Source organism: Stenotrophomonas sp. FW305-C-20-S1 (assembly GCF_058783335.1).
The window spans coordinates 1-24,442 of record NZ_JBYTEK010000005.1 but is presented as its reverse complement, the minus strand read 5'-3'; the positions used below and the strand labels follow the sequence as shown (position 1 = coordinate 24,442).

Here is a 24,442-nt window from a genome sequence, read left to right as displayed (position 1 = left end):
GCCATCCATGGCGCCAACGGTCCTGGTCAGCCCCCTGCGCCATCGCCGGATAGTCTTCCGCGCGCGAGCGGATCCAACGTCCACAGTCGCCTGCAGCACCGAGCCATACTCGGCTCACCGGGCGTCAGCGTGCGCTTCAATAACGAAAACGCCGGGCAATGCCCGGCGATTCGAGACCCGTCTGGTGGAAAGCCCCCCTTCTGTTAAGGGGGGCGCGCCAGCGGCGCGGGGGATAGGTGAAATGCGCGGGCAATTCACCGGAGGTGGATCAGTTCTGAGGAACGTCGTTCCTCAGAACTGGCCACCGAACGTGAATTGCAGACGTTCGATCTCGTCGCCGTCCTTCTTCTTCAGCGGGAACGCATAGCTGATCGAGATCGGGCCGACCGGGGCGCGCCACAGCAGGGCTACACCGGTGGAGACGCGCAGCTCGTTGGCCTTGAAGTTGTCGGTGCCGTTGTAGACGTTGCCGAAGTCGACGAAGGCCGACACACGGGCCGACGGGCTGTCGAACAGGCGCGGGAAGTAGGCTTCGACCGAACCGACGGTCTTCAGCGAACCACCCAGCGGCTGGCCGTTCGGGTAGCCGTTGGTGACTTCGCGCGGGCCGAGCGTGTTGTCCTCGAAGCCACGAACCGAGTTGGTACCACCGGCGTAGAAGTTCTCGTAGAACGGCAGGCCCGACGCGGTCACCGAGCGCAGGTTGCCATCCTTGTCCGGCACCATCGCGGTCTTGTCATTGCCATAGCTGTCGCCGTAGCCAACTTCCGCGCGGGTGTTGATGACCAGCGAGGGGATGATCGGCCAGTACTTGCTGATCTGGTAGTTGAGCTTGTAGTACTCGACGGTCGAGCCGGGCAGCGTGGTTTCCAGGCCCACGCGCTGGTAGGTACCGCGGGTCGGCATGAAGTAGTCGTTGCGCGAGTCGCGGGCCCAGCCCAGCTCAGTGCGCCAGGAGTGGAACGTGCGGCGCCCGATCACATTGATGTAGTCGATGATGGACTGCGGGGTCGAGCCCGCGTACGTGGTGATCTGGTTGCTGTCGATGCCGAACATCAGCGAGACGGTGTCGGTCTCGGTGATCGGCACGCCGAATACCACCTGCGCCGAACCGTTGGTGCTGTTGTACTGCGCGGTGTTGAAGTCGGAGTAGTCCAGTTCGCGCCAGGACAGGTTGTAACCCAGCGAGACGCCGTCATCGGTGAAGTACGGGTTGGTGTAGCTGAAGCCGTAGCGCTGCAGGTAGCTGCTGCGCGAAGCTTCGACCGACACGCGGTTGCCGCCGCCCAGGAAGTTGTTCTGCGACAGCTGCACCGAGGTGGTCATGCCGTAGGACTGCGAATAGCCCAGGCCGAACACGAAGCTGCCCGAGGTGGTTTCCTTGACGTTGTAGACGACGTCGACTTGGTCGTTGCTGCCGCTGACGGGCGGGGTTTCCACTTCCACCGCCTCGAAGTAACCCAGGCGCTGCAGGCGGATCTTGGAACGGTCGATCGCGGCCTGCGAGTACCAGCTGTTCTCGAACTGGCGCATTTCGCGGCGCATCACCTCGTCGGAGGTGCGGGTGTTGCCCTTGAAGATGATGCGGCGGACGGTCACGCGCGGGCCGGGCACGACCTGCATGTTGACCGCCACGGTCTGCTCGGCGCGGTTGGTGGTCGGAATCGGGTTCACCTTGGCGAAGGCATAACCGATGTTGGACAGCGAGTTGGTGATCGAGTCTGAGCTGAATTCCAGCAGGGCACGCGAGAACGTGTCGCCGGACTTCTGCACGACCATGCGCTCGACGTCTTCCTGCGGCAGGATCGTATCGCCGCTGACCTTGATCTCGGAGATCTTGTACTGGTCGCCTTCGGTCACGCCGGCGGTGATGAACATGTCGCGCTTGTCGGGGCTGATCGACACCTGCGTCGAGTCGATGCTGAAGTCGACATAGCCGCGGTCCAGGTACCAGGAGTTGAGCTTCTCCAGGTCGCCGGACAGCTTTTCCTTGGAGTACTGGTCGTCACGGCGGTACCACGACGCCCAGTTGTGCTCCTTGGACTCCCAGTACTCCAGGATGTCCTTGCTGTCGTACTTCTCGGTGCCGACGATGTTGACATGGCGGATCTTGGCCGCCTTGCCTTCCTTGATCGCGATGGCGATGTCGACACGGTTGCGGTCCAGCGGGCTCACGGTCGGGGTGATGTCGACGGTGTATTTGCCACGATCGTTGTACTGGCGGCGAAGTTCCTGGGTCACGCGATCCAGGCTCAGGCGATCGAAGGTGCCGCCTTCGGTCAGGCCGATGTCGGACAGACCCTTGAGCAGCTGGTCGGACTTGATGTCCTTGTTGCCGGTGACGGTCAGCTTGTTGATCGCCGGACGTTCCTTGACGGTCACTACCAGGATGCTGCCCTGGCGATCCAGCTGCACGTCTTCGAAGAAGCCGGTCTTGTACAGGGCGCGGATGGTCTCGCCGACCTTGCTGTCGGTGACCGTCTCGCCACGCTCGACCGGCAGGTAGGTGAACACCGTACCGGAGCTGATGCGCTGCAGGCCGTCGACGCGGATGTCGCTGACAGTGAAGGGCTCGGCTGCCTGGGCCAGGGCGGGAGCGCCGGTGACGGCGGCGAGGGCGAGGGCCAGCAGGCGGCGATTGGGGAGTCGCGTCATGTCACGTCCGGTAGGAAGGTCGATTTCATTGGTAAGGGATGCCGACGCTGTAGACGGCAAAAACATGGAAAAGTTCATCGCGGGACCAGGCCGAGGATGTCGTTGTAGAACGCCAATCCCATCAGCCCGGCCAGCAACGCCAGGCCGATGTATTGGCCGGCGGCGACGGCACGCTCGCTCAGCGGGCTGCCCTTGACCAACTCGATAAGGTAATACAGCAGGTGGCCGCCGTCCAAGATGGGGATCGGCAGCAGGTTGATGATGCACAGGCTCAGCGACAGCAGGGCGAGGAACTGGATGAACCAGTCCACGCCACGTTTGGCCGAAATATTGGCGACCCGGGCAATGGTGACCGGGCCGGAAACGTTCTGCAGCGAGGCTTTGCCGGTCACGATCCGGCCCATCATGGCCAATGAGTCGGCGGCCATCCTGCCGGTTTCACGCACCGCCACCGTCACGGACTGCAGTGGGCCGAACTTCAGCAGGGTGTCGTAGGCGGGGCTGTAGCTCTCGGCAAACCCCGCGCCGATCTGCCAGGTGGGCTGGCCCTTGCCGTCCTTGCCCTGGCGCGGGGTGATCTCCAGCGCCAGGCGCTCGCCACCACGCAGCACCTCGATCATCGCCGGGCCACCGCGGCGGCCGAGGCTGCCCACTTCGCTGATGGCCTGTTCGACGCTGTCGATGCGCTGGCCGTCGATCGCCACGATCAGATCGCCGGCCTGCAGGTGACCCTCTGCAGCCGAACCCTTCACGATGGTGTCCACCAGCGGCGGCTGCAGCCACGCACGCCAGTACACGCCGGCCAGGATCGGAACCCGGCGTTCATCGAAACCAGCCGGCAGCTGCGACAGCGGCAGGGTGCGCGAGCGCAGCTGGTCTGCGGGGTCGAGCACCTGCAGGGTCACGTCGCGACGATCCATCGCCGCCGCGGTCAGGGCCATGCTGGCCTCGCCCAGAGTGATCACATCGCGGCCGTCGACGCGCAGCAGGCGGTCACCACTGCCGAGCCCGGCCGTGGCGGCCATGCCGGTAGCGCGGCCGACGGTTGCCGAATAGTCCTGCTTGCCGATCACGAACATCGCCCACAGCAGCAGGATGCACAGCAGCAGGTTGGCGATCGGGCCGGCCGCGACGATGGCGATGCGCTGCCACACGGTCTTGTGGTTGAAGGCCTGGCCGCGCTCGTGCGGATGGACCTCGACTTCGCGTTCGTCGAGGAATTTCACATAGCCGCCCAGCGGGATGGCGGCGATGGCGAACTCGGTGCCATGGCGGTCGCGGCGCGACCACAGCGGACGGCCGAAGCCGACCGAGAAGCGCAGCACCTTGACCCCGCACAGGCGCCCAACCCAGTAGTGCCCGAATTCGTGGAAGGTGACCAGCAGCCCAAGGCTGACGATCATCCACCAGACCGATCCGATGAAGTCAGTCATGCAGGTTCACATTGGCGGACACGGGCGGCGGCGTCATACGGGATGGGTGCGCTGTTCAGGTGGCGGCGATGGCGTTCAGGGTCAGCTGGCGGGCCCGCTGGTCGGCGGACAACAGAACCTCAAGTGTATCGGCTGGTTCGGTCGGCAGTGTTGAAAGAGCGTTAGCAACCAGCGCCGGAATGGTCAGGAAGCCTATGCGGCCCTGAAGAAACGCTGAAACAGCCTCTTCGTTGGCAGCGTTCAGCACGGCCGGGGCGGTGCCGCCGGCGCGCATCGCTTGCCACGCCAGGGCCAAGCAGGGGAAGGCGTCGGTATCGGGGGCCTCGAAATCCAGCCGGCCCTGGGCGAGCAGGTCCAGCCCGGACACGCCCGATTCGATCCGTTGCGGCCAGCCCAGGCCTACGGCCAGGGTGGTGCGCATGTCCGGCAGGCCCATCTGCGCCAGCGTGGAGCCGTCAACGAACTCCACCAGTGAATGCACCAGGCTCTGCGGGTGTACCAGCACCTCGATGCGTTCGCCGGGGATGCCGAACAGGTGGTGGGCCTCGATGACCTCCAGGCCTTTGTTCATCAACGTCGCCGAATCGACCGAGATCTTCGGCCCCATCGACCACTTCGGATGCGCCACGGCCTGGGCCGGGGTGACCTGCTGCAGTTCGGCGCGGCTGCGCCCGCGGAATGGGCCACCCGAGGCGGTCAGCAGAATGCGGCGCACGCCGGCACCGTCGAGGCTGGCATCCCGTGAACGCAGGCACTGGAAGATCGCGCTGTGCTCGCTGTCGATCGGGATGATCTCGGCGCCGGCACGTTCGGCGGTGCGGGTCAGCAGTTCGCCGGCCAGTACCAGCGATTCCTTGTTGGCCAGCAGGATGCGCTTGCCGGCCGCAGCGGCGGCCAGGGTCGAGGACAGGCCGGCGGCGCCGACGATCGCGGCAACCACGGTGTCGCAGGCGTCGCTGGCCGCCAGCTGGTCCAGCGCGGCATGGCCGGCGTGGGCCTGGGTGGCCAGGCCGGCTTCGCGCAGGCCGTCGCGCAGTTCGGCATACAGGGTTTCATCGGCGATCACCGCATGCGCGGGCCGGTGCTGCCGGCACAGGGCCAGCAGCGCCTGTACCTGGCGGCCGGCGGCAAGCACGGTGGCCTGGTACCGCAGCGGATGGCGGGCGATCACGTCAAGCGTGGAGGCACCAATCGAGCCGGTGGCGCCGAATACGGCGACCCGGCGCAGGTCTGCAGCAGCTTCCATGGTCAGAACCCGAAGATTTCCTTGCCCAGTGCGAACACCGGGATGGCCGCCAGCACGCCGTCGACGCGGTCGAGCACGCCGCCGTGGCCGGGGATCAGGTGGCCTGAATCCTTGGCGCCGGCATGGCGCTTGATCAGACTTTCGAACAGGTCGCCCAGTACCGAGGCGAATACGGCCACGACCGAGGTAACCAGCAGGCCGGGCAGGTGCGCGGCATCGATGCCGGCCAGCCAGCCCAGGCCGACGGCCACCGCAACGCCGGCGATCAGCCCGCCGACGAGGCCTTCCCAGGTCTTGTTCGGGCTGATCCGCGGTGCCAGCTTGTGCTTGCCGAAGTGACGGCCAGCGAAGTAGGCGCCCGAATCAGCGGCCCAGACCAGTGCCAGTGCGGCCAGCAGCCACAGGTGGCCCTGATGGCCGGGCGGGTCGCCGCCGGCATGGATCAGCACCAGCGCAGCCCACGCCGGCACGATGGCCAGGGTGCCGGCCAGCAGCTTGAGGATGCGCGCCGGACTGCCAGGCTGCGCGCCGAAGTTGAAGAAGCGCAGCCACACCAGCGCACCCAGCCACCATGCCACGCCCACCAGGGTCGCGATCTGGAACAGCACCAGGGTGCCGGCATCGGCCCACACCAGCAGCACCATCAGCACCAGGTTGAGGACCAGCAGCACGGTGCGGGCGAGGGTGTCTTCGACGTCGGCCAGCTTCAGCCATTCCCACAGGCCGATCAGCAGCACGGCAGCGGCGGCGGCGGCCAGCCATTGCGTGGGCAGCAACAGGATCGCCGCAATGGCGACCGGCGCCATGATCAGCGCGGCGAGGACTCGGGTCTTGGTCATGGGCTGGACGTCTCGGTGGCCAGGGCGGCGATCTGGGCGCTGGTCAGGCCGAAGCGGCGCTCACGGCTGGCGTAGGCATCCAGCGCCAGCTGCAGCTGCGCGGCATCGAAATCCGGCCACAGCGCTTCGGTGAACCACAGCTCGGTATACGCCAGCTGCCACAGCAGGAAATTGCTGATGCGGGTATCGCCGCCGGTGCGGATGAACAGGTCCGGTGGCGGCAGGTCGGCCAGGGCCACCTGTCGCCCCAGCAGGGATTCGTCGATCTGCTCGGGAAGCAGGCGGCCGGCTGCAACTTCAACGGCCAGTGCGCGCGCGGCACGGGCGATGTCCTGACGGCCACCATAGCTCGCGGCGATAGACAGGGTCAGGGCGCGGTTGTCAGCGGTGCGCTGTTCGGCCAGCTGCATGCGGCTGACCAAGGCAGCACCGAAGCGCTCGCGTTCGCCGATGAAGCGCACGCGCACGCCGCGCCGATGCAGCTCGTCCACTTCGCGGTCGAGCGCGCCGAGGAACAGCTTCATCAACGCATCGACTTCTTCCTGCGGCCGGCCCCAGTTCTCGCTGGAGAACGCGAACAGGGTCAGCGCCGGAATGCCCAGTTCCAGGCAGCGCTCGATGGTGCGGTTGACCGCGCGCGCGCCGGCACGATGGCCGATCACACGGGGGCGACGGCGCAGCTGTGCCCAGCGCCCGTTGCCATCCATGATGATGGCAACGTGGCGCGGCAGGGCGGCCGGCAGGGGAGGCGGGACTGAAGGCATCGACTTCAGACCGACATCAGTTCCTTTTCCTTGTCGGCAACGACTTTATCGACATCCTTGATGTTGCTGTCGGTCAGCTTCTGGATATCGTCTTCGCCGCGCTTCTTGTCGTCTTCGCTGATCGCCTTGTCCTTCAGCAGCTTGGCGATTTCCTTGTTCGCGTCCTGGCGGATGTTGCGGATGGCGATCTTGGCGCCTTCGCCTTCCTTCTGTACCTGCTTGGCCAGTTCCTTGCGGCGCTCTTCAGTCGGCGGCGGCAGGTTGACGCGGATCGAGGTGCCGATGGTGTTCGGGGTCAGCTCGATGTTGTACAGGCCCTTTTCGATCTCCTTGATCATGCTCTTGTCGAAGGGCGTGACCAGCAGGGAGTGGGCATCGGCGTTGGAGATCGACGCAACCTGGTTCAGCGGGGTGCTGGCGTTGCCGTAAGCATTGACCGTGACGCGGTCCAGCAGGGCCGGCGTGGCGCGACCGGTGCGGATCGAAGTGAGGGTGTGCTTAAGAGCGTCGATGCTCTTGGCCATGCGCGTCTGCGCGTTGTTCTTGATGTCGTTGAGCATCGCCAGGGTCCTGGATGTAACTGGAATCGGGCGATTATAGGCGAATACGGGACGCCGCCGGGCCTGAATCGGCCCGGAGGTCGCCTTGCGCTCAGCCTCAGGCCGGATCGCGGCCCTGGACGAGGGTGCCGATGTTCTCGCCGTGCAGGATCTTCAGCAGCTCGCCCGGCTGGCCCATGTCGAACACGCGCATCGGCAGGTCGCTGTCACGGGCCAGGGCGAAGGCGGCGGTATCCATCACTTCCAGGCCACGGCGGATCACTTCGTCGTAGCTCAGGCTGTCGAAGCGGACAGCGTCGCTGTACTTGTTCGGATCCTTGTCGTACACGCCATCGACCTTGGTTGCCTTCAGCAGCAGGTCGGCGCCGATCTCGATCGCGCGCAGGGCGGCGCCCGAGTCGGTGGTGAAGAACGGGCTGCCGACGCCAGCGGCGAAGATCACCAGGCGGCCCTTTTCCAGGTGGCGGATGGCGCGGCGGCGGATGTAGTCCTCGCACACGTCGTTGATCTTGATCGCGCTCATCACGCGGGCCTTTGCGCCCACTTTCTCCAGCGCATCCTGCATGGCCAGCGCGTTGATGACCGTGGCCAGCATGCCCATCTGGTCGCCGGTGACGCGGTCCATGCCGCCAGCGGCCAGGCCAGCACCGCGGAAGATGTTGCCACCACCGATGACCAGGGCGACTTCGGCGCCGGCCTGCTGGGCCTCGACGACTTCACGGGCCAGGCGGTTGATGATCTTGGGGTCGATGCCGTAGTCCTCATCTCCCATCAGCGCCTCCCCGGAAAGTTTCAACAGGATGCGGCGATAGGCGAGCTTGGACATAGGGACCTCGGGTGCGTGGAAATCGCGGGCGATTCTACGCGCAAGCGGCGCGCGGCCAAAGCGTTTTGTGCACTGCGGCGCAAAATACCGGTGTGCCCCGTGCATCCGGGGCGCACCATTCAGCCCAGCTCGGCGCCAGCAGTGGCAGACAGTTCATCATGCCCCAGTTCGCCGGGAGAGCGTGCGATGACCCGGTTGCGACCCAGGTTCTTGGAGCGGTAGAGCACGTCATCGGCGGCGCGCAGCAGGTCCTGCACGCCGGCAAAGCGCTCGTAGCCGCCCTGGGTGGCCACGCCGGCCGAGAAGGTGATGAACAGCGGGCCACCTTCCAGTTCCGCCATCGGGGTGGCGACGATGTTCGCCAGTACCCGGCGGATCACGTCCAGGGCCACCGATTCACTGGTATTGGGCAGCAGCGCGACGAACTCCTCGCCGCCGAAGCGGGCCACGGTGTCGCTGTTGCGCAGCTGCCCCTGCAGCTTGCCGGCAAAGGCGCGCAGCACCTCGTCGCCGGTCAGGTGGCCGTGTGCATCGTTGATCTTCTTGAAATCGTCCAGGTCGATGAAGGCCACCGACAACGGCCAGCCATGGCGGCCGGCGCGCAGGAATTCCTGTTCCAGCACGGCTTCGAGCTGGCGGCGGTTGAGGACGCCGGTCAACGCGTCGCGATGGGCTTGGTCGGCCAGGCGCTTGGCGCGGGCCTCGAATTCATCGGCGCGGCGGCGGGCCTGGTCGGCATCCTGCAGTTCGCGCAGGTTGCGCAGGGTGGCCAGTTCCTGGGCGTGGTCGATCAGTTCACGCACGCGTGCCGGCGAGTTCAGGCCGTTCTCGAACAGGCTGGCGATGTCCGGCAGCGCTTCGCTGATCCGCGCCAGCACCTGGTCGAAGCGGGCGCTGTCCATCTGCAGGCGGTCGTGGACCTGCTGCAGGGCGCGTTCGCGTGCGCCATCGGCGTCTTCATCCAGCCAGATGTCGGCGACCGCGCCAGACAGCTGTACGCAGGCCTGGAACGGATTTTCGGCGGTGCCTTCGTCTTCGCTGTGGCGGATGCTGTCCACCAGGTAGCGCGGCAGGCCCCACTCCTCGGCCACCCATGCACCGACGTCGGCGTGGCTGCAGCCGAGTTCCTGGCGCTCGCGCGCGATCAGGTCGGGATTGTCGCGCGCTTCGCGCAGCAAGGGCAGGTAGCGTTCGGATTCGGCCTGGGCCAGGCACAGCACGCCCATGTCCTGCAGCAGTCCGGCCAGCATCAGCTCCTCCAGCCTGCGCAGGCCGCGCGCTTGGCCGAGCTGGCTGGCCGCCAGCGCGCTGAGGATGCTGCGCTTCCAGGCGCGTTGGCGCAGATCGTGGTCGGCGCCGCCTTTGCCGGTCAGGCCCTGGGTGACAGTGAAGCCCAGGGCGAGGCTGATCGTAGCGTTGAGCCCGAGCATGGTCAGCGCCTGGCCGAGGTTCTCGATCCGGCGCCGGCTGGCATACAGCGGTGAATTGGCGATACGCAGCATGCGCGCACTCAGCGCCATGTCGATGGCGATGATGTCCGCAGCGGTTGCGATGTCCGCCTCCGGGTCCTGGGCCAGTTCGATGATGCGCAGGGCAATACCGGGCGGCGAGGGGAGGTTGCGGCAAAGCGCCAGTGCAGCTGTCAGCTCGGGAGGCATGTCGGGTCGTTCAATTCCATTAGGACAAGAATACCTAGGAATGCATCACAGTCTGCGAATTTCGTTCCTGTTATGTGACTGCAGGTTCCCTTTGCCGAGTATCGGCTTGATTCGCTTGCAACGCAAAGGTGTCGGTGTGCGCACCAACGGTGCGCACCCACAGATTCGGCCACCCACAGGTGAAGGGCACCCGCAGGCCCACCGGCATAAAAAAAGAGCCGCGGTTTCCCGCGGCTCCTTCTGGTTTCATTGCAGCCGTGAGGCTGGAATCAGACCTGCATCGCCTTGGCAACTTCGGCGGCGTAGTCTTCCACCACCTTCTCGATGCCTTCGCCAACGACCAGCAGCTGGAAGCCAGCCACGTCGGCGCCGGCGGCCTTGACCACCTGCTCGACGGTCTTGTCGCCGTCCAGGACGTAGCTCTGGCCGTACAGGGTCACTTCGCTGACGATCTTGTTGATCTTGCCGCTGATGATCTTTTCCAGGATGTCGGCCGGCTTGGACTTGTCCTTCTCGGACATCTTGGCCAGTTCGATTTCCTTTTCCTTTTCCACGAACTCGGCCGGCACATCGGCAGCCTTGTTGTGCGGCGGCTTCAGCGCGGCCACGTGCATGGCCAGGCCGCGAGCCAGTTCGGCGTCGCCGCCGATCAGGTCGACCAGCACGCCGACCTTGCCGTTGGTGTGGACGTAGGAACCGACGTTGCCGGTGGTGTCCAGCTTGACCAGGCGACGGATCTGGATGTTCTCACCCAGGGTCTGCACGGCGGTCGCGCGGGTTTCTTCGACGGTCTGGCCGGTCGGCAGGGTGGCCGACTTCAGGGCTTCCACGTCGGCGGCGCCCGATGCCAGTGCAGCGGCAGCGACGGAATCGACGAAGTTCTTGAAGTTGATGTCGTTGGCGACGAAGTCGGTTTCCGAGTTGATCTCGACCAGCACGGCCTTGCCGCCGTCCTGGGCCAGGCCCAGACGACCTTCGGCGGCCACGCGGTCAGCCTTCTTGTCGGCCTTGGCAGCGCCGGACTTGCGCAGCGCTTCAGCAGCGGCGTCGATGTTGCCGCCGGCCTCGGTGAGCGCCTTCTTGCATTCCATCATGCCGGCGCCAGTGCGCTCGCGCAGTTCCTTGACCAGGGAAGCAGTGATTTCCACGGGATTACCTCACGAAAGAAAGGGGTTGGGCCGGCATGGTGGCCGGCCCGTGTGACAGTTTCCTGTCGTCGCGCCATCGGCAGCGGACAGGAAAGGTGGGCGCGTGGCGCCCACCGGGGCCTGGATCAGGCCTGGGCTTCGCCCTTGTCGGCAGCAGCCTTCTTGGCCGGAGCGCGGCGAGCCGGCTTGCCTTCTTCGGCCGGAGCGTCGGCGAACTCTTCTTCACGGACGGTGGCAGCGTGCGGTGCAGCAGCCTTGCCTTCCAGCACGGCGTCAGCAGCGGCGCGTGCGTACAGCTGCACGGCACGGATGGCATCGTCGTTGCCCGGGATCGCGTAATCCACCAGCTCCGGGTTGTAGTTGGTATCGACGACGGCGATCACCGGGATGCCGAGCTTCTTGGCTTCCTTGATGGCGATGTCTTCGTGGCCGATATCGATGACGAAGATCGCGTCCGGCAGACGGTTCATGTCCTTGATGCCGCCCAGCGAGGCTTCCAGCTTGTCGCGCTCGCGACGCAGGCCCAGCACTTCGTGCTTGACCAGCTTCTCGAAGGTGCCGTCGGATTCACCGGCTTCCAGTTCCTTCAGGCGGGCAACCGACTGCTTGACGGTACGGAAGTTGGTCAGGGTGCCGCCCAGCCAACGCTGGTTCATGAACGGCATGCCGCAACGCTCGGCTTCTTCGCGGATCGACTCACGCGCGCTGCGCTTGGTGCCCAGGAACAGGATGGTGCCGCGCTTCTGGGCAACCGACGAGATGAAGTTCATCGCGTCGTTGAACAGCGGGACGGTCTTTTCCAGGTTGATGATGTGGATCTTGCCGCGGGCGCCGAAGATGTACGGAGCCATTTTCGGGTTCCAGTAACGGGTCTGGTGGCCGAAGTGGACGCCGGCTTCCAGCATCTGACGCATGGTGACCTGGGGCATTGCAGAACTCCTGATGGGGAACCGGCGATTCCGCCCGCGGGATAGGTATGCGGGACGCGTGGAAGCGCTGAAGGTTCCGGGGTTGGGCTTCCCTGTTGCCTCCGTGGCCGAACTCCTTGCGGAGCACCCCGGCACGGATGGGGGCAGCAGGTGTGGATTCACCGGTGACGTCCGGTGTGGACGGTGTCCCGCGCACGGGGCGGCAGGACATCCGGGCAATTATAGCCTGCTTGGCTGGCTCGCTGCAATTGCGGGTGTCTGTGCCGCCAGGATCACCTCTGTGCCGTCCTGCAGGCGGGCGTGGAACCTGCCGCCTGCATAGCCATCGGCGCGCGGCGGCAACTGCCACTCGCGCTGGCGCGCCGCCAGTACGTAGCCGGCAAGACCGGGCAGCAGCAGGCTGCGCTGGCCGCCAGCCGTCTCATAGGCAAGGTCGCTCAAGCGCGCGTGACGGGTGCCACTGTTCAACAGTCTCAGCATGAATTGCGACCCGTTGACCACCAGCTCTGCCTGCAGGCAGGGGGACGCTGGGCCGGCCGGTTCGCTGCGGAACAGGGGCAGTGAATAGCGCGGCATGGCCGGTTCTGCCGGTGCCAGGATGATACGGAATGCCTGTTCAGCGGCCACAGGCGCGGACGACGCCGGCAGCAACCACACGCGCTGGCGGGCGCCGGCCGGCAGATCCAGCAGGGTCGGACTGGCCAGCACCTGCGCACTGCGTTGCAGGTGTTCGGCGCCCGGTTGCTGGTCCCACGCCCAGATCTGCACCTGGCCGCGCCAATGCCCGGGGCCAGGATTGCGCAGCCACAGCTCGGTCCGCCCCTGTGCAGCAGGCAGGTGCAACGTGGTCGGCATCAGGTCCAGCGCCTGCAAGGGCATGGGCAGCAGTGCCATCAACAGGGGCAGCAGCCGGTGCATCAGTAATAGGTGGTGGGTGGTTCGGATGCGGCACGCCCTTGCTCGTCCTGCGCTGGCGGGGCCAGTTCACGGACCTGGGGCGGCAGGTGACCGCCGTCGCTGTGCTGCTGTGGCACCGGGCAACGTGGGCCGCCCCCCGTGCCGACGCAGCCTTCAACCACGGTCAGGCGGATCTGCATTGGGACGGGCGCCGGGTCGGCCCACGCTGTCGTGCTGGCGATGGACATCACTCCGATCAGTACTGCCCGAACCACCTGCGATCCACCGTGTTGTCGACTTGATGCGCGGTATCGGCCGACAGGGGGAATTCTGTAGAGCGGGCTCCCCTCAGTAGGTGATCGTCACCTGCACCAGGTCGTTGTAGGTGCCCGCCGGAGGCTGTCCGGCAACGGGAGGCACACGCCCGAATATGTTCAGTGTCTGCGCGCTGCCAGTGCCGACGCCGCTGAAGGTGTCCACGGTGAGCGTATTGCCCCAGCGCTGGCTGCGCGCAGCGTCCCGGTACAGCTCGTAGGTCAGGTAATAGCTGTTGCCGCCGATGGTGGTGCGCATGCGCCGGGTGGTGGTAAGGGCCGGGTTGTTCTGACCGTTGTTCAGGCCGACCTGGTAGGCGGTGCGCTTGAGGCAGGTCAGGGTGAGGGTGGCGGTCTGGTCGATGTTGGCGGGAATGCCGCCGGTGACGTTGCCGAAATCCATGGTGGTGGTGAGGTAGCTGCCGCATTGCGGCAGCACGGTGGCAGTGGCATTGAAGGTGAAGGCATTGCTGGCGGTGTTGGTGCCGGTAGCGCCGCCATTGCAGGTGGCCGGTACGGTGGCGGTGCCCAGCAGCACCTCGTTCCAGGCCCAGGTGAGCACCACGTTGGCCCCGGTGAAGGTGCTGCTGTAGTTGCCGGAGGCCAGCACCTGGTTGGCCGGGATCTGTGCGAACAACTGCGTGGTACGGCTGCCGGAGCCGCCGATCAGCGGCACGTTGTAGGTCATCGTCAGCTCCTGTGCGGGAGGTGTGCCGCGCGGTGCCAGGCCGGTGACTTCGCTGTAGTTGGCGACGTTGTATATCTGGAAATTGAGCGGATCACTGCTGCCGTTGACCATTGTCCGCCACGGCGAGGTACTGGTGCCGCCGGTGCCATTGCCCAGGCCGATGCAGACGCGGATGCCGGTGGTGGCGACCAGGCTGAGTGCGGCGGTGGAGCAGTTCACGGTGATGTTCAAGGTGCCGGGGGTGGCGCCTGCCGCGCCGCTGCTGACGTTGCCGAAGGGCAGCAGCGCGTCGGCGGTGGCGGTGCAGGTCGCGGCCGCGCGTGTCGGTGCACTGGCGATCAGGCCGGCCAGAAGCAGCAGGCCGAGCAGCAGCATCCTCATGGCGCCACCTCCGGCACGCATTGCAGCGGGACCGGGCGCGCGCTGGCCCCGACGGCGACCACCTGCGGTGCCGGCACGCGGACACGGCACTGGCCACCGCTGCTGGTGATGTACAGCACGCTGCCAGGTGCAACGTCCTCCAGGTACAGCAGGCCGTCGTAGCCGACGGTGGCCTGGCGGCCATCGGGCAGCTGCACTTCGCTGCCCACCTCCAGCGGTTGCCCCCGCATGTCCTGCAGGATCAGCCGCAATGACGCGCGCGAACGCAGGTTGAAGGTCAGGCCGGTGCCGGCGCGCTGGCGAGGTGTCACCCAGTCCTCGATGCGATCAGCGCGCATGTCCGCCGGCAGGTCCAGGGTGTCGATGGAGACGCGGTTGCGCTGCCAGGATAGAAGCGGGCTGATCAGCAGCAGGCCACGCTCGTCGGTGGCACCGATCAGGCGGTTCTCAAGCCGCACCGGCACACCGCCAACGCCATTCGTGCTGACCACGGCGAAGGCGTCGGCGACTTCGCGGGCGGCGAAGGTGTGCCCGGCCATCCACACCAGGCTGCCGCTGGCGCTGCCATAGGCGTAGTTGAGGCCCGCCTGGCGGGAGGCACCGAAGGCGTAGCGGCCGACATCGTTGAGGATGCCGACTTCGGCCAGGCCGCCGCTGCCGCCGTCGCCGTGGCGGACCTGCGCGCGCCAACCGATACCGCCTGCGCTGCCGTCGCCCGGGACCGGCTGGGTGACATCGGCGACCCAGCTCTGGCGGTCGCCATTGCGCTGGCTGGACAGGCTGGCCTGGCGGTTGTTGCCCAGGCTTGCGGTCAGCGACAGGTAGACGCTGCGGTCATCACTGTCGTCCAGGTTCTGGTTGACCGACAGGTAGGCCGACCAGCGCGGGCTCCAGCTGCGTGACCAGAACAGGCTGGCATAACGGTTGTCATCGCCATCGGGGTAGCGCAGGCGAAGGTAACTGGCGCTGAGGGTGCCCAGGCGCAACAGGTCCAGGCCGACCGTGGCCTGCTCGCTGATGCTGGGCGGCAGGTTGGCCTGCAGCGCGCCCAGGTCGCGGTAGTCGCCGTGGCTGCGCACGCTGCGCAGGTTGAAATTGAAGCGCCGGTTGTTCCAGCTGTACCCCAGCGCCCACTGTCCGCCCTGCAGGCCCTGGTAGCGGCTGTGCGCATAGGCGGCATTGAGCACGCCGGCGCCGCCCAGCAGCCACCACCCACCCACGCCGGCCTGGGCCAGGCCGCCGCCGCCCTCGGCATGTGCTTCGCCGGTGAATGTGTCGCTGACGCCGCCGCGCCAGCTGGCGCTTGCCACGGTACGGTCGTCGTAGGCGAAGGAGCGTTCGCCGAACTGCTCGCGCAGCTGGCCGACGCCGAGAGACCAGTCCGACAGGCCCTTGGCCAGCAGCTGCTGGGTGCCGTAGAAGCTGAAATCCAGGGTCTGCATGCGGCCGAAGGCATCGGTAACCACCACCTGCGCGCTGCCGGTACCGCTGATGCCCGGCTGCGCCGCCAGCTGGAACGGCCCGACCGGTACCTGCCCGCTGTATTGGCGCAGGCCATCGACATACAGCTCGACCGTGGATGGCACCACCGCCTGGCCAAGGAAGGCAGGAGTCGGGGTAAGGACACGGTACGGCTGCAGTCCGTAATTGCGACCGATCTGGATGCCGCCCAGGCGTACCGGCCGGCTCCAGTCGACAAACCCGCTGTAGAAATCGCCCACCTCCAAAGTCAGCGCCTTGTCCGGGAAGTCCAGCGTCCAGCGCGTATCGAGGCGTACGCTTTCGCTGCGCCAGTGGCGGTCGCCGGTCTGGTAGCGACGGCTGACGGCGGTGTTCTCGAAGGTGCCGGTACCGATGCCGAACACTCGCAGTTCAGAGCTCAGGGTAAGGTTGCCGAGGCTGTCGACACGGCTGCCGTACAGGTCGTAATTGAGCAGGACGCCGGGCGAGGCGCTGCCGCGGGAAGCGCGGACCTGCGGGCGGCTGAGCACGGTCGTGGGCAGGGTCAACTGGTCCAGCGGCACGTCCAGCGCGAGGGTCTGCAGGTGCGCGTCATAGCGCACCACCGCACCGCTGATCTGGTCGAGGTACACCGGGGCATCGCCGCTGGCGTTGAAGCCAAGCTGGCGCAGGATTTCGGGGCTGGCCTGCAGGCGGCCACGGTTGTCGGTGAAGGGCAGCAGGCCGCGCGGCGTGCTGTTGAGGGTCACGTCCAGGTACAGCGTCTGGTTGGCCGTGAGTGGGGTTGGTGGCGGCAGCAGGGCATCGGCGGAGACCCCGGAGACATCGGCTGCATGAGCCGCCGGGGACACGGCCGCACCGAGCGCTGCGCTCATCAGCGCCTCAGCGAGCCGGTGGTGGCGGCAGCGACGTCTGTTCCGACTCGCCATTGAGCTTGGCCGTGATCTGGTCGTTGTCGCGGTCGATCGCCGTGCGCTCCAGCGGCCAGCGCATGACCTGGCCGGGCAGCACATAGCCCAGCAGGCCGGGATGGACGATGCGCGGCCGCTCCGGGCTGCCCAGAGCGAGGTCGGCGATCTGCGCATAGCTGTTGCCGGTATTGCCTACTTCCACGCCATTGCGACCGTCGTCCAGCCGGACCAGGCGGGCGTGCAGCTGCGGTGCCAGCCGGCTGCCAGCTCCGGGTTGCACGAATACCGGGATGGAATAGCGCAGCACGAACTGCATGCCTTCGGTGCGCGTGGCCAGATCGGGCACCTCGTCGACGATCAACCGGTAGTACTGCTGCGCAGCCGGTGCGTCGGCCGCGGCGCGCATGACCCGTACCAGCTGCTGCTGGCCGGCGGCCAACTCCTGCATCGGTGGCGTGGCCAGCAGATCTTCGGTGGGCAGCAGCTGTTCGTTGCCGTCCTGCTGCACCCAACGGAATACCCGGACCTGCAGCTTCACCGGCGAGGTGCCGCTGTTGGTCAACCACAGTTCGCCGGCGCGCTGGCGTGCCTCCAGCTGCAGGCTGGTGGGCGCGACCTGCAGGCTGGTCGCCGAGGCCGCGGTGACCCAAAGCAGCAGGCTGAGAACGAGCAGCGCCACGCCGGTGGCGCGCCACGGGCGGGATCCGGCCATGCGGGCGTGCTCCATCAATAGGTGATCGTGGCGGTAACGGTATCCAGGTAGTTGCCGGTCGCAGCGTTGGCCGTGCTCAGGTTGAGGATCTGGCCGTAGACGATGTAGGGCACCGCCAGGCCGGTGCCGATACCGGCCTGGGTGTTGGTGCCCGTGGTGGCGCCCCACACCAGGGTATGCGCGGCATCCTGGTAGAGCTGGTAGCCCACGTAGTTGTTGGCCGTCACTGCTGCGTTGGTGTTCTTCATCCGCCGCGTGGTGACGTCATTGGCCGTACCGGCATTGGCACCGGCGTTGAGCGAGATGGTGTACGGGGTCAGCGCCGAACACTGTGCGGTTACGGTGCCCTGGCCCAGGGTCGGGGTGGCGGTGGTGGAGGCGGCGGTACCGAAGTCGACGTTGGTGGCGGCGGCCGCAGTGATGGTGCAGGCCTTGGTGACCACCAGGGTGACGTTGAACGTAGTGGTGTCGGCGGCGGCGGCCGGGCCAGCCACCAGCAGGGCCAAGGCCCAAGCCCAGGGGGAACGAACGGTGGATCGCATGGACAACCTCCCTGACCCGAAGGTCCGTTGAACAGCGCGAAGTCGGCACGTTCGGCGCCGATTTGACGACAGTGGGGCCAGCGTAGGCACCGCAAGTGTCTGTATTCCGTGAGAAACAGGCGATCGAAAGGGTGTGGCCCATCACGCTTTCACGTTCCTTGCCGGATCCGTGCATGCCCCGGATCGCCAGTTGGGTGGCGTTCGTTCAGATTGCGGCCGGATCGGCGATAATGGGAGCCATGAGCGTGAATATCAAAACCCCGCAGGAAATCGAGATGATGCGCATCGCCGGCCGCCTGGCCAGCGAAGTGCTCGACATCGTCACCCCCCACGTCAAGCCCGGTGTCACGACCGAGGAACTGGACCGCATCTGCCACGACCACATCGTGAACGTGCAGGGCGCCATTCCGGCCAACGTCGGCTACCGCGGCTTCCCCAAGACCGTGTGCACCTCGGTCAACAATGTCATCTGCCACGGCATTCCCAGCGAAGGGAAGGTCCTCAAGGATGGCGACATCATCAATATCGACGTCACCGTCATCAAGGACGGCTGGCATGGCGACACCAGCCGCATGTACTTCGTCGGCACCCCGTCGGTGATGGCCAAGCGCCTGGTCGACGCCACCTATGAAGCGATGTGGCGCGGCATCCGCGCGGTGCGTCCGGGCGCAACCCTGGGCGACGTCGGCCATGCGATCCAGAGCTACGCCGAAGGCGAGCGTTTCAGCGTGGTGCGCGAGTACTGCGGCCACGGCATCGGCAAGGTCTACCACGATGAGCCGCAGGTGGTGCATTACGGCCGTCCGGGCCAGGGCCTGGTGCTGCAGCCGGGCATGACCTTCACCATCGAGCCGATGATCAACGAGGGCACCCGCTACAACAAGGTGCTGCCCGATGGCTGGACCGTGGTGACCAAGGACCGCAAGCTGTCGGCACAGTGGGAGCACATGATCGCGGTCACCGAGACCGGCGTGGACGTGCTGACCCTGTCGCCGGGCGAGTCGCAGGTCTCCTGACGATGCTGCCGGCGAGTTCGCTGCTGGACACGCCGGCCGCGTCGCTCAACGACCCGGACTGGGCTGCTGCCGCGCGCGACGCGCTGCAGCAGGCCGATACGCGCCTGTACCGCCGCTTCGACCAGGGCGACAACATCGAGCGCCTGCTGGCATTGCGCGCGCGCGCGGCCGATCACCTGATCCGCCATGCGTGGCAGCGCTGCCTGCCGGCCGAAAGTGGCCTGTCGCTGTTTGCGGTCGGTGGCTATGGGCGCGGTGAACTGTTCCCGCGCTCGGACATCGACCTGCTGGTGTTCGGCGATCCGCAGGCGCAGCTGGCCCATGAAGAGGCGCTCGCGCGCCTGTTCGCGCTGCTGTGGGATTGCGGCCTGGCGGTCAGCCACGCGGTGCGTTCGGGCGGGCAGTGCAGCGAGGCTGCGGCCGACCAGACCGTGCTGACGGCGTTGATCGAAGCGCGCCCGCTGATGGCCGATGAGGCGGCGCGGCGTGCGCTGCGTGCGGCAGTGGATGACCGCGAGCTGTGGCCGCCGCGTGCGTTCTTCCTGGCCAAGCTGGAAGAACTGCGCAACCGCCACCAGCGTTTCGGCGACACCGCCGACAACCTGGAGCCGGACCTGAAGGATGGCCCCGGCGGCCTGCGCGATCTCAACACGCTGGGCTGGATGGCGCTGCGTGCGTTTGGCGTGCGCGATCTGGAAGCGCTGGTCGGCCTGGGCCACCTGGGCGCTGACGAGGCCGCAGCGCTGAAGCGCGAACGTGCGGTGCTGGCGCGACTGCGCTTCGGCCTGCACCTGGTGGCGCGACGCCCGGAAGAGCGCCTGCGCTTCGATTACCAGAAGACCCTGGCCGCGCGCCTGGGCTTTGAGGACGATGCCGAGAGCCTGGGCGTCGAGAAGATGATGCAGGGCTTCTACCGCGCCGCTTCGGTGGTGCGGCGGATCAGTGATCGTCTCCTGCAACGTTTCGAGGAACAGTTCGATGGCGAGGCACAGCCTGAGCCGCTGACCGTGGGGTTCGCGCTGCGCCGTGGCTATCTGGCGGCCAACGATGCCGACTGGCCGAATGCTGACATCGGCCAGGTCTTCGCGTTGTTCGCCAGCTGGGCGAACAATCCGCAGATCCGTGGCCTGCATTCGTTGACTGCGCGCGCGCTGGCCGAATCGCTGCCGTTGCTGCCTGCCTATGACCAGGCAGACCCTGACGCGCGCGAACAGTTCATGGCTCTGCTGCGTGGCCAGCGCCCGGTCGACACGCTTTCGCGCATGGCGCGGCTGGGCGTGCTCGGGCAGTGGATTCCCGCATTCGCCCAGGTCAGCGGGCGCATGCAGTTCGACCTGTTCCATGTCTACACCGTCGACCAGCACACGCTGATGGTCCTGCGCAACATGGGGCTGTTTGCTAGCAGTCGCGCCGATGAACGTTTCTCCATAGCCCACGAAGTCTGGCCGCGCCTGCGCAAGCCCGAACTGCTGCTGCTGGCCGGCCTGTTCCACGACATCGCCAAGGGGCGCGGCGGCGATCATTCCGAACTGGGCGCGGTCGATGCACGGGCGTTCTGCCACGCGCAGGGGCTGAGTGGTTCGGATACCGAACTGGTGGCCTGGCTGGTCGAACAGCACCTGCGGATGTCGGTGACCGCGCAGAAGCAGGACATCGCCGATGCGGACGTGATCCATCGCTTCGCGACCCTGGTCGGCAGCCGCGACCGCCTGGATTACCTCTATCTGCTGACCTGCGCCGACATCGCCGGCACCAGCCCGAAGTTGTGGAACGCGTGGAAGGACCGGCTGCTGGCCGATCTGTATTTCGCTACCCGCCGCGCGCTGCGCGAGGGCCTGGAGCATCCGGTGCCGGCGGCCGAGCGCGTGGCCGAAGCGCGCGACAGCGTGCGTGCGCTGGTGCGCGAGCAGGGCTACGACGATGCCACCATCGACCGCCAGTTCGCGGTGATGCCTGACGAAGGTTTCATCCGCCTGCGCCCGGAACAGTTGGCCTGGCAGGCTGCCGCACTGGTGCCGATCAAGCAGGGCCAGACGCTGGTGAAGGTACGCCGGATCAGCGTTGACGACCCGGCGCTGGAAGTGTTCGTGCACTCGCCGGACCGTGATGGCCTGTTTGCCGCGATCGTGATGACCCTGGACCGCAAGGGTTACGGCATCCACCGCGCACGCGTGCTGGATGGTCCGTCCGAGACGATTTTCGATAATTTTGAAGTCAGCCCGGCCGATACGTTTGCCGATGGCAGCAGCGCCAACCTGGAAGCGGCCCTGCGCGAGGCGCTCAGTGGCGACCTTGCGCGGCTGCGTCCCTCGCGCCGGGTGGTGCCACGCCAGCTGCGCCACTTCCGTTTCGCCCCACGCATCGAGTTCCGCGATGAACCCGGCGCGACCCGCTTTGCCCTGGTCGCGCCCGACCGCCCCGGCCTGCTGGCCGACGTGGCGTTCGTGCTGCGCAACCAGGGACTGCGCGTGCAGGACGCGCGCATTGCCACATTCGGCGAACGCGCCGAAGACACCTTCGTGATCAGTGACGAACACGACCTCCCCCTGACTGAATCCGCCCGGCAGCAGCTGCATGACGCAATGCTGGCCTGCCTGGACCCTGATCGAAACGCCGGAGACCCCGCCTGATGGCCACCAAGCCTGCAAAGAAGACTGCCGCGACTGCCAAGAGCGCCGCGGCCAGAAAGACTACTGCCGCTGCCCCGGCTGCGAAGAAAGCTGCACAACAGCCGAAGGCGGGCCAGACCGCAGCGGTGAAGAAGGCCGCCGTGCCGAAACAGGCTGCAGCGAAGAAGGCGCCGGCAAAGAAGGTCCCGGCCAAGACCGCCGAAGCTGCGCGCGCCGAGAACATCGCACGCAAGTCGCTGCGCAAGCCGGCCGGGCCGGGCGTGGAAGAACTGAAGTTCGGCATCGAAAGCGCCTTCGAGCGCCGCGCCACGCTGACCCTGCACGAACTGGAAGGCTCGACCCGGCCGCTGGTCAACCGCGTGATCGATGGCCTGGAAAGCGGCGAGTTCCGCGTCGCCGAACCCGATGGCCATGGTGGCTGGAAGGTCAACGAATGGCTGAAGAAGGCGGTGCTGCTGTATTTCCGCGTCAACGACATGGCCGTGGTCGATGCACGCCCGGCACCGTTCTGGGACAAGGTCGAATCGCGCTTTGCCGGCTATGACGAGGCGAAGTTCCGCCGTGGCGGCGTGCGTGTGGTGCCGGGTGCGATCGCCCGTCGCGGCACGTATTTCGGCAAGGACGTGGTGCTGATGCCGAGCTTCACCAACATCGGTGCCTACGTCGGCGAAGGCACCATGGTCGACACCTGGGCCACCGTCGGTTCCTGCGCGCAGATCGGCCAGCACTGCCACCTGTCCGGTGGTGCCGGCATCGGTGGCGTGCTCGAGCCGCTGCAGGCCAGCCCGACCATCATCGAAGACCATTGCTTCATCGGCGCGCGTTCGGAAGTGGTGGAAGGCGTGGTCGTCGGCCATCACAGCGTGATCGGCATGGGCGTGTTCCTCAGCCAGAGCACCCGCATCTACAACCGCGCCACCGGCGAAATCAGCTACGGCTACATTCCGCCGTACAGCGTGGTGGTGTCCGGCTCGCTGCCGAGCAAGGACGGTACCCACTCGCTGTACTGCGCGGTGATCGTCAAGCAGGTCGATGCCCGCACCCGCAGCAAGACCAGCGTCAACGACCTGCTGCGCGGCCTGGCCGACTGACGGGGCCGCGCGCATGAGCACCACCGTCCATGGTCTGAAGAACTGCGATACCTGCAAGAAGGCGACCAAGTGGCTGGACCGCTTCGGCGTGCCGTACACCTTCGTCGACTACCGCGACAACAAACCCAGCCCGGAAACGCTGCTGGAATGGGCCGCCCAGCTGGGTGGCCTGGCGGCGATGGTCAACCGGTCCTCCACCACCTGGCGGCAGCTGCCGGACAACCGCAAGGCCGCCGATTCGGAGGCGGAATGGAAGCTGCTGCTGCGCGAGTACCCGCAGTTGATCAAGCGGCCGCTGGTGGTGACTGCCGACGGCAAGGTCAGCCAGGGTTTCAGCGACAACGGTTTCAAGGCGCGCTTCGGCGTGGGCGGCGCGTGAGCGCCGTCCTCGACCTGGCCTGCGATCTGATTGCACGGCCGTCGGTGACCCCGGACGATGCCGGTTGCCAGGCGCTGATTGGTGAACGTCTGCAGGCGGCCGGTTTCACCTGTGAGCACCTGCGGCTGGGCGAGGTCGACAACCTGTGGGCCACGCACGGCAGCGGCGCGCCGGTGCTGGTCCTGCTGGGCCATACCGACGTGGTGCCGCCGGGCCCGCGCGAGGCGTGGCAGAGCGATCCGTTCGCGCCACAGATCCGCGATGGCGTGCTGTACGGTCGCGGCACCGCCGACATGAAGGGCAGCGTGGCCGCGTTCGTGATCGCTGCCGAACAGTTCGTTGCGGCCCATCCGCAGCACGCCGGTACGCTGGCGGTGCTGCTGACCAGCGATGAGGAAGGCGATGCGATCGATGGCGTGCGCCATGTCGCGCGGCTGTTCGCCGAGCGTGGCCAGCGCATCGACTGGTGCATCACCGGCGAGCCGTCCTCCACCGCCACGCTGGGTGACCTGCTGCGCGTGGGACGTCGCGGCAGCCTGTCGGCCAAGCTGCGCGTGCAAGGCGTGCAGGGCCACGTGGCCTACCCGGACAAGGCGCGCAATCCGATTCATCTTGCCGCGCCCATGCTGGCCGAACTGAGCGCACGGCGCTGGGACGAGGGCTATGAGAGCTTCCCGTCGACCAGCCTGCAGATCTCCAACATCCATGCCGGCACCGGTGCCAACAACGTGATTCCCGGTGAGCTGGAGGTGGATTTCAACATCCGCTACAACCCGCACTGGGATGCAGCGAAGCTGGAAGCGGACATCACTGCGCTGCTGGACCGCCATGGCCTGCAGTACACGCTGAAGTGGCACCGCAGTGGCGAGCCGTTCTACACCCCGGAAGGTACGTTGCGCGCAGCGGCGCGCGCGGTGCTGGCCGAGCACACCGGTCGCGCACCGGAAGAGAGCACCGGTGGTGGCACCTCCGATGCGCGCTTCATCGCACCCCTGGGCGCGCAGTGCATCGAAGTCGGCCCGGTCAACGCCAGCATCCACCAGGTGGATGAGAACGTGCGCGTGGACGAGCTGGAAGCATTGCCGGGGCTGTACCAGCGACTGGTGGAGCGGTTGCTGGTGTGATCCGCGTCGCCGGGCACGGCCCGGCGCTACCGGGTGAGCGTGCGGATGCTGGTGTGATCCGCGTCGCCGGGCATGGCCCGGCGCCACCGGGGTGAGCGTGCGGATGCTGGTGTGATCCGCGTCGCCGGGCATGGCCCGGCGCTACCGGGTGAGCGTGGGGTTGCTGGTGTGATCCGCGTCGCCGGGCATGGCCCGGCGCCTGTCTCTTCTACCCCCCTGACGCTGCCGACGAAACAGA

Annotated in this window: 20 protein-coding genes; 5 read left to right on the top strand and 15 right to left on the bottom strand. The window is 66.7% G+C overall.

All coding sequences use genetic code 11. The annotated features are described in order from the left end of the window. Nucleotides 1-291: 291 nt before the first annotated feature. The 15 genes from bamA to AC3WTC_RS04155 form a co-directional block, all read right to left on the bottom strand. Nucleotides 292-2,655: an outer membrane protein assembly factor BamA gene (bamA, locus tag AC3WTC_RS04225; protein WP_025877671.1), complete on the bottom strand. Its 2,364-nt coding sequence runs from the start codon at nt 2,653-2,655 to the stop codon at nt 292-294. Nucleotides 2,656-2,729: 74 nt separating this feature from the next. Next, on the bottom strand, nt 2,730-4,088 hold the full coding sequence (gene rseP / locus AC3WTC_RS04220; protein ID WP_492710704.1) for an RIP metalloprotease RseP: 1,359 nt from the start codon (nt 4,086-4,088) through the stop codon (nt 2,730-2,732). A gap of 55 nt (nt 4,089-4,143) precedes the next feature. Continuing rightward, entirely contained in the window at nt 4,144-5,334 is a 1,191-nt protein-coding gene (locus AC3WTC_RS04215) for a 1-deoxy-D-xylulose-5-phosphate reductoisomerase (RefSeq protein WP_080149340.1), read from the bottom strand. A 2-nt stretch (nt 5,335-5,336) separates the two neighbouring features. Further along, nucleotides 5,337-6,173 (bottom strand): phosphatidate cytidylyltransferase, encoded by an 837-nt coding sequence (locus AC3WTC_RS04210; protein WP_025877667.1) that lies wholly within the window; start codon nt 6,171-6,173, stop codon nt 5,337-5,339. Then, complete coding sequence (gene uppS, locus AC3WTC_RS04205) at nt 6,170-6,937, bottom strand: polyprenyl diphosphate synthase (RefSeq protein WP_140226663.1); 768 nt, start codon at nt 6,935-6,937, stop codon at nt 6,170-6,172. The genes AC3WTC_RS04210 and uppS overlap by 4 nt, the downstream gene beginning before the upstream one ends. Nucleotides 6,938-6,942: 5 nt before the next feature. Beyond that, nucleotides 6,943-7,497, bottom strand: coding sequence for a ribosome recycling factor (frr, locus tag AC3WTC_RS04200; protein ID WP_049465365.1), 555 nt, complete (start codon nt 7,495-7,497; stop codon nt 6,943-6,945). 97 nt (nt 7,498-7,594) lie between these two features. After that, nucleotides 7,595-8,323: a UMP kinase gene (gene pyrH, locus AC3WTC_RS04195; protein WP_025877663.1), complete on the bottom strand. Its 729-nt coding sequence runs from the start codon at nt 8,321-8,323 to the stop codon at nt 7,595-7,597. 119 nt (nt 8,324-8,442) lie between these two features. After that, nucleotides 8,443-9,981: a sensor domain-containing diguanylate cyclase gene (locus tag AC3WTC_RS04190; RefSeq protein WP_025877660.1), complete on the bottom strand. Its 1,539-nt coding sequence runs from the start codon at nt 9,979-9,981 to the stop codon at nt 8,443-8,445. Between the two features lie 269 nt (nt 9,982-10,250). After that, nucleotides 10,251-11,129, bottom strand: coding sequence for a translation elongation factor Ts (gene tsf / locus AC3WTC_RS04185; protein ID WP_032975792.1), 879 nt, complete (start codon nt 11,127-11,129; stop codon nt 10,251-10,253). A gap of 125 nt (nt 11,130-11,254) precedes the next feature. Beyond that, a complete protein-coding gene (rpsB, locus tag AC3WTC_RS04180) occupies nt 11,255-12,058 on the bottom strand; it encodes a 30S ribosomal protein S2 (protein WP_025877657.1) in 804 nt (267 codons plus the stop codon). A 219-nt stretch (nt 12,059-12,277) separates the two neighbouring features. Then, nucleotides 12,278-12,976, bottom strand: coding sequence for a fimbrial biogenesis chaperone (locus AC3WTC_RS04175; RefSeq protein ID WP_492710703.1), 699 nt, complete (start codon nt 12,974-12,976; stop codon nt 12,278-12,280). Between the two features lie 327 nt (nt 12,977-13,303). Beyond that, the gene (locus AC3WTC_RS04170) at nt 13,304-14,338 is read right to left on the bottom strand and encodes a Csu type fimbrial protein (RefSeq protein WP_080149335.1); all 1,035 of its coding nucleotides are present in this window, start codon (nt 14,336-14,338) and stop codon (nt 13,304-13,306) included. Continuing rightward, nucleotides 14,335-16,674 (bottom strand): fimbria/pilus outer membrane usher protein, encoded by a 2,340-nt coding sequence (locus AC3WTC_RS04165; protein ID WP_312400529.1) that lies wholly within the window; start codon nt 16,672-16,674, stop codon nt 14,335-14,337. The genes AC3WTC_RS04170 and AC3WTC_RS04165 overlap by 4 nt, the downstream gene beginning before the upstream one ends. Nucleotides 16,675-16,681: 7 nt before the next feature. Next, nucleotides 16,682-17,437 carry a fimbrial biogenesis chaperone gene (locus AC3WTC_RS04160; protein WP_312400530.1) on the bottom strand — a complete coding sequence of 252 codons (756 nt, stop codon included), beginning with the start codon at nt 17,435-17,437 and terminating at the stop codon, nt 16,682-16,684. Further along, complete coding sequence (locus tag AC3WTC_RS04155; RefSeq protein ID WP_025877648.1) at nt 17,437-17,964, bottom strand: Csu type fimbrial protein; 528 nt, start codon at nt 17,962-17,964, stop codon at nt 17,437-17,439. Before AC3WTC_RS04155 ends, AC3WTC_RS04160 begins: the two co-directional genes overlap by 1 nt. A 173-nt stretch (nt 17,965-18,137) precedes the next feature. On the opposite strand from AC3WTC_RS04155, the gene map reads away from it, so the two are divergent. Genes map through dapE form a run of 5 tightly spaced genes read left to right on the top strand, consistent with a single transcriptional unit; the run spans nt 18,138 to nt 24,204 of the window. Further along, nucleotides 18,138-18,980, top strand: a complete 843-nt coding sequence (gene map, locus AC3WTC_RS04150; protein ID WP_080277585.1) for a type I methionyl aminopeptidase — start codon at nt 18,138-18,140, stop codon at nt 18,978-18,980. A gap of 20 nt (nt 18,981-19,000) precedes the next feature. Then, the gene (locus AC3WTC_RS04145) at nt 19,001-21,610 is read left to right on the top strand and encodes a [protein-PII] uridylyltransferase (protein WP_492710761.1); all 2,610 of its coding nucleotides are present in this window, start codon (nt 19,001-19,003) and stop codon (nt 21,608-21,610) included. Further along, the gene (gene dapD, locus AC3WTC_RS04140) at nt 21,610-22,701 is read left to right on the top strand and encodes a 2,3,4,5-tetrahydropyridine-2,6-dicarboxylate N-succinyltransferase (protein WP_025877642.1); all 1,092 of its coding nucleotides are present in this window, start codon (nt 21,610-21,612) and stop codon (nt 22,699-22,701) included. Before AC3WTC_RS04145 ends, dapD begins: the two co-directional genes overlap by 1 nt. A 13-nt stretch (nt 22,702-22,714) precedes the next feature. Further along, nucleotides 22,715-23,080, top strand: coding sequence for an arsenate reductase (locus tag AC3WTC_RS04135; protein WP_080149330.1), 366 nt, complete (start codon nt 22,715-22,717; stop codon nt 23,078-23,080). Beyond that, nucleotides 23,077-24,204 carry a succinyl-diaminopimelate desuccinylase gene (dapE, locus tag AC3WTC_RS04130; protein WP_025877640.1) on the top strand — a complete coding sequence of 376 codons (1,128 nt, stop codon included), beginning with the start codon at nt 23,077-23,079 and terminating at the stop codon, nt 24,202-24,204. The genes AC3WTC_RS04135 and dapE overlap by 4 nt, the downstream gene beginning before the upstream one ends. Nucleotides 24,205-24,442 lie beyond the last annotated feature (238 nt).

What these genes read in the sequence shown, in the direction of transcription:
- bamA (WP_025877671.1), bottom strand. Translation starts at nt 2,655, where the DNA reads ATGACGCGACTCCCCAATCGCCGCCTGCTGGCCCTCGCCCTCGCCGCC.
- rseP (WP_492710704.1), bottom strand. Translation starts at nt 4,088, where the DNA reads ATGACTGACTTCATCGGATCGGTCTGGTGGATGATCGTCAGCCTTGGG.
- AC3WTC_RS04215 (WP_080149340.1), bottom strand. Translation starts at nt 5,334, where the DNA reads ATGGAAGCTGCTGCAGACCTGCGCCGGGTCGCCGTATTCGGCGCCACC.
- AC3WTC_RS04210 (WP_025877667.1), bottom strand. Translation starts at nt 6,173, where the DNA reads ATGACCAAGACCCGAGTCCTCGCCGCGCTGATCATGGCGCCGGTCGCC.
- uppS (WP_140226663.1), bottom strand. Translation starts at nt 6,937, where the DNA reads ATGCCTTCAGTCCCGCCTCCCCTGCCGGCCGCCCTGCCGCGCCACGTT.
- frr (WP_049465365.1), bottom strand. Translation starts at nt 7,497, where the DNA reads ATGCTCAACGACATCAAGAACAACGCGCAGACGCGCATGGCCAAGAGC.
- pyrH (WP_025877663.1), bottom strand. Translation starts at nt 8,323, where the DNA reads ATGTCCAAGCTCGCCTATCGCCGCATCCTGTTGAAACTTTCCGGGGAG.
- AC3WTC_RS04190 (WP_025877660.1), bottom strand. Translation starts at nt 9,981, where the DNA reads ATGCCTCCCGAGCTGACAGCTGCACTGGCGCTTTGCCGCAACCTCCCC.
- rpsB (WP_025877657.1), bottom strand. Translation starts at nt 12,058, where the DNA reads ATGCCCCAGGTCACCATGCGTCAGATGCTGGAAGCCGGCGTCCACTTC.
- AC3WTC_RS04175 (WP_492710703.1), bottom strand. Translation starts at nt 12,976, where the DNA reads ATGCACCGGCTGCTGCCCCTGTTGATGGCACTGCTGCCCATGCCCTTG.
- AC3WTC_RS04170 (WP_080149335.1), bottom strand. Translation starts at nt 14,338, where the DNA reads ATGAGGATGCTGCTGCTCGGCCTGCTGCTTCTGGCCGGCCTGATCGCC.
- AC3WTC_RS04165 (WP_312400529.1), bottom strand. Translation starts at nt 16,674, where the DNA reads ATGAGCGCAGCGCTCGGTGCGGCCGTGTCCCCGGCGGCTCATGCAGCC.
- AC3WTC_RS04160 (WP_312400530.1), bottom strand. Translation starts at nt 17,437, where the DNA reads ATGGAGCACGCCCGCATGGCCGGATCCCGCCCGTGGCGCGCCACCGGC.
- AC3WTC_RS04155 (WP_025877648.1), bottom strand. Translation starts at nt 17,964, where the DNA reads ATGCGATCCACCGTTCGTTCCCCCTGGGCTTGGGCCTTGGCCCTGCTG.
- map (WP_080277585.1), top strand. Translation starts at nt 18,138, where the DNA reads ATGCCCCGGATCGCCAGTTGGGTGGCGTTCGTTCAGATTGCGGCCGGA.
- dapD (WP_025877642.1), top strand. Translation starts at nt 21,610, where the DNA reads ATGGCCACCAAGCCTGCAAAGAAGACTGCCGCGACTGCCAAGAGCGCC.
- AC3WTC_RS04135 (WP_080149330.1), top strand. Translation starts at nt 22,715, where the DNA reads ATGAGCACCACCGTCCATGGTCTGAAGAACTGCGATACCTGCAAGAAG.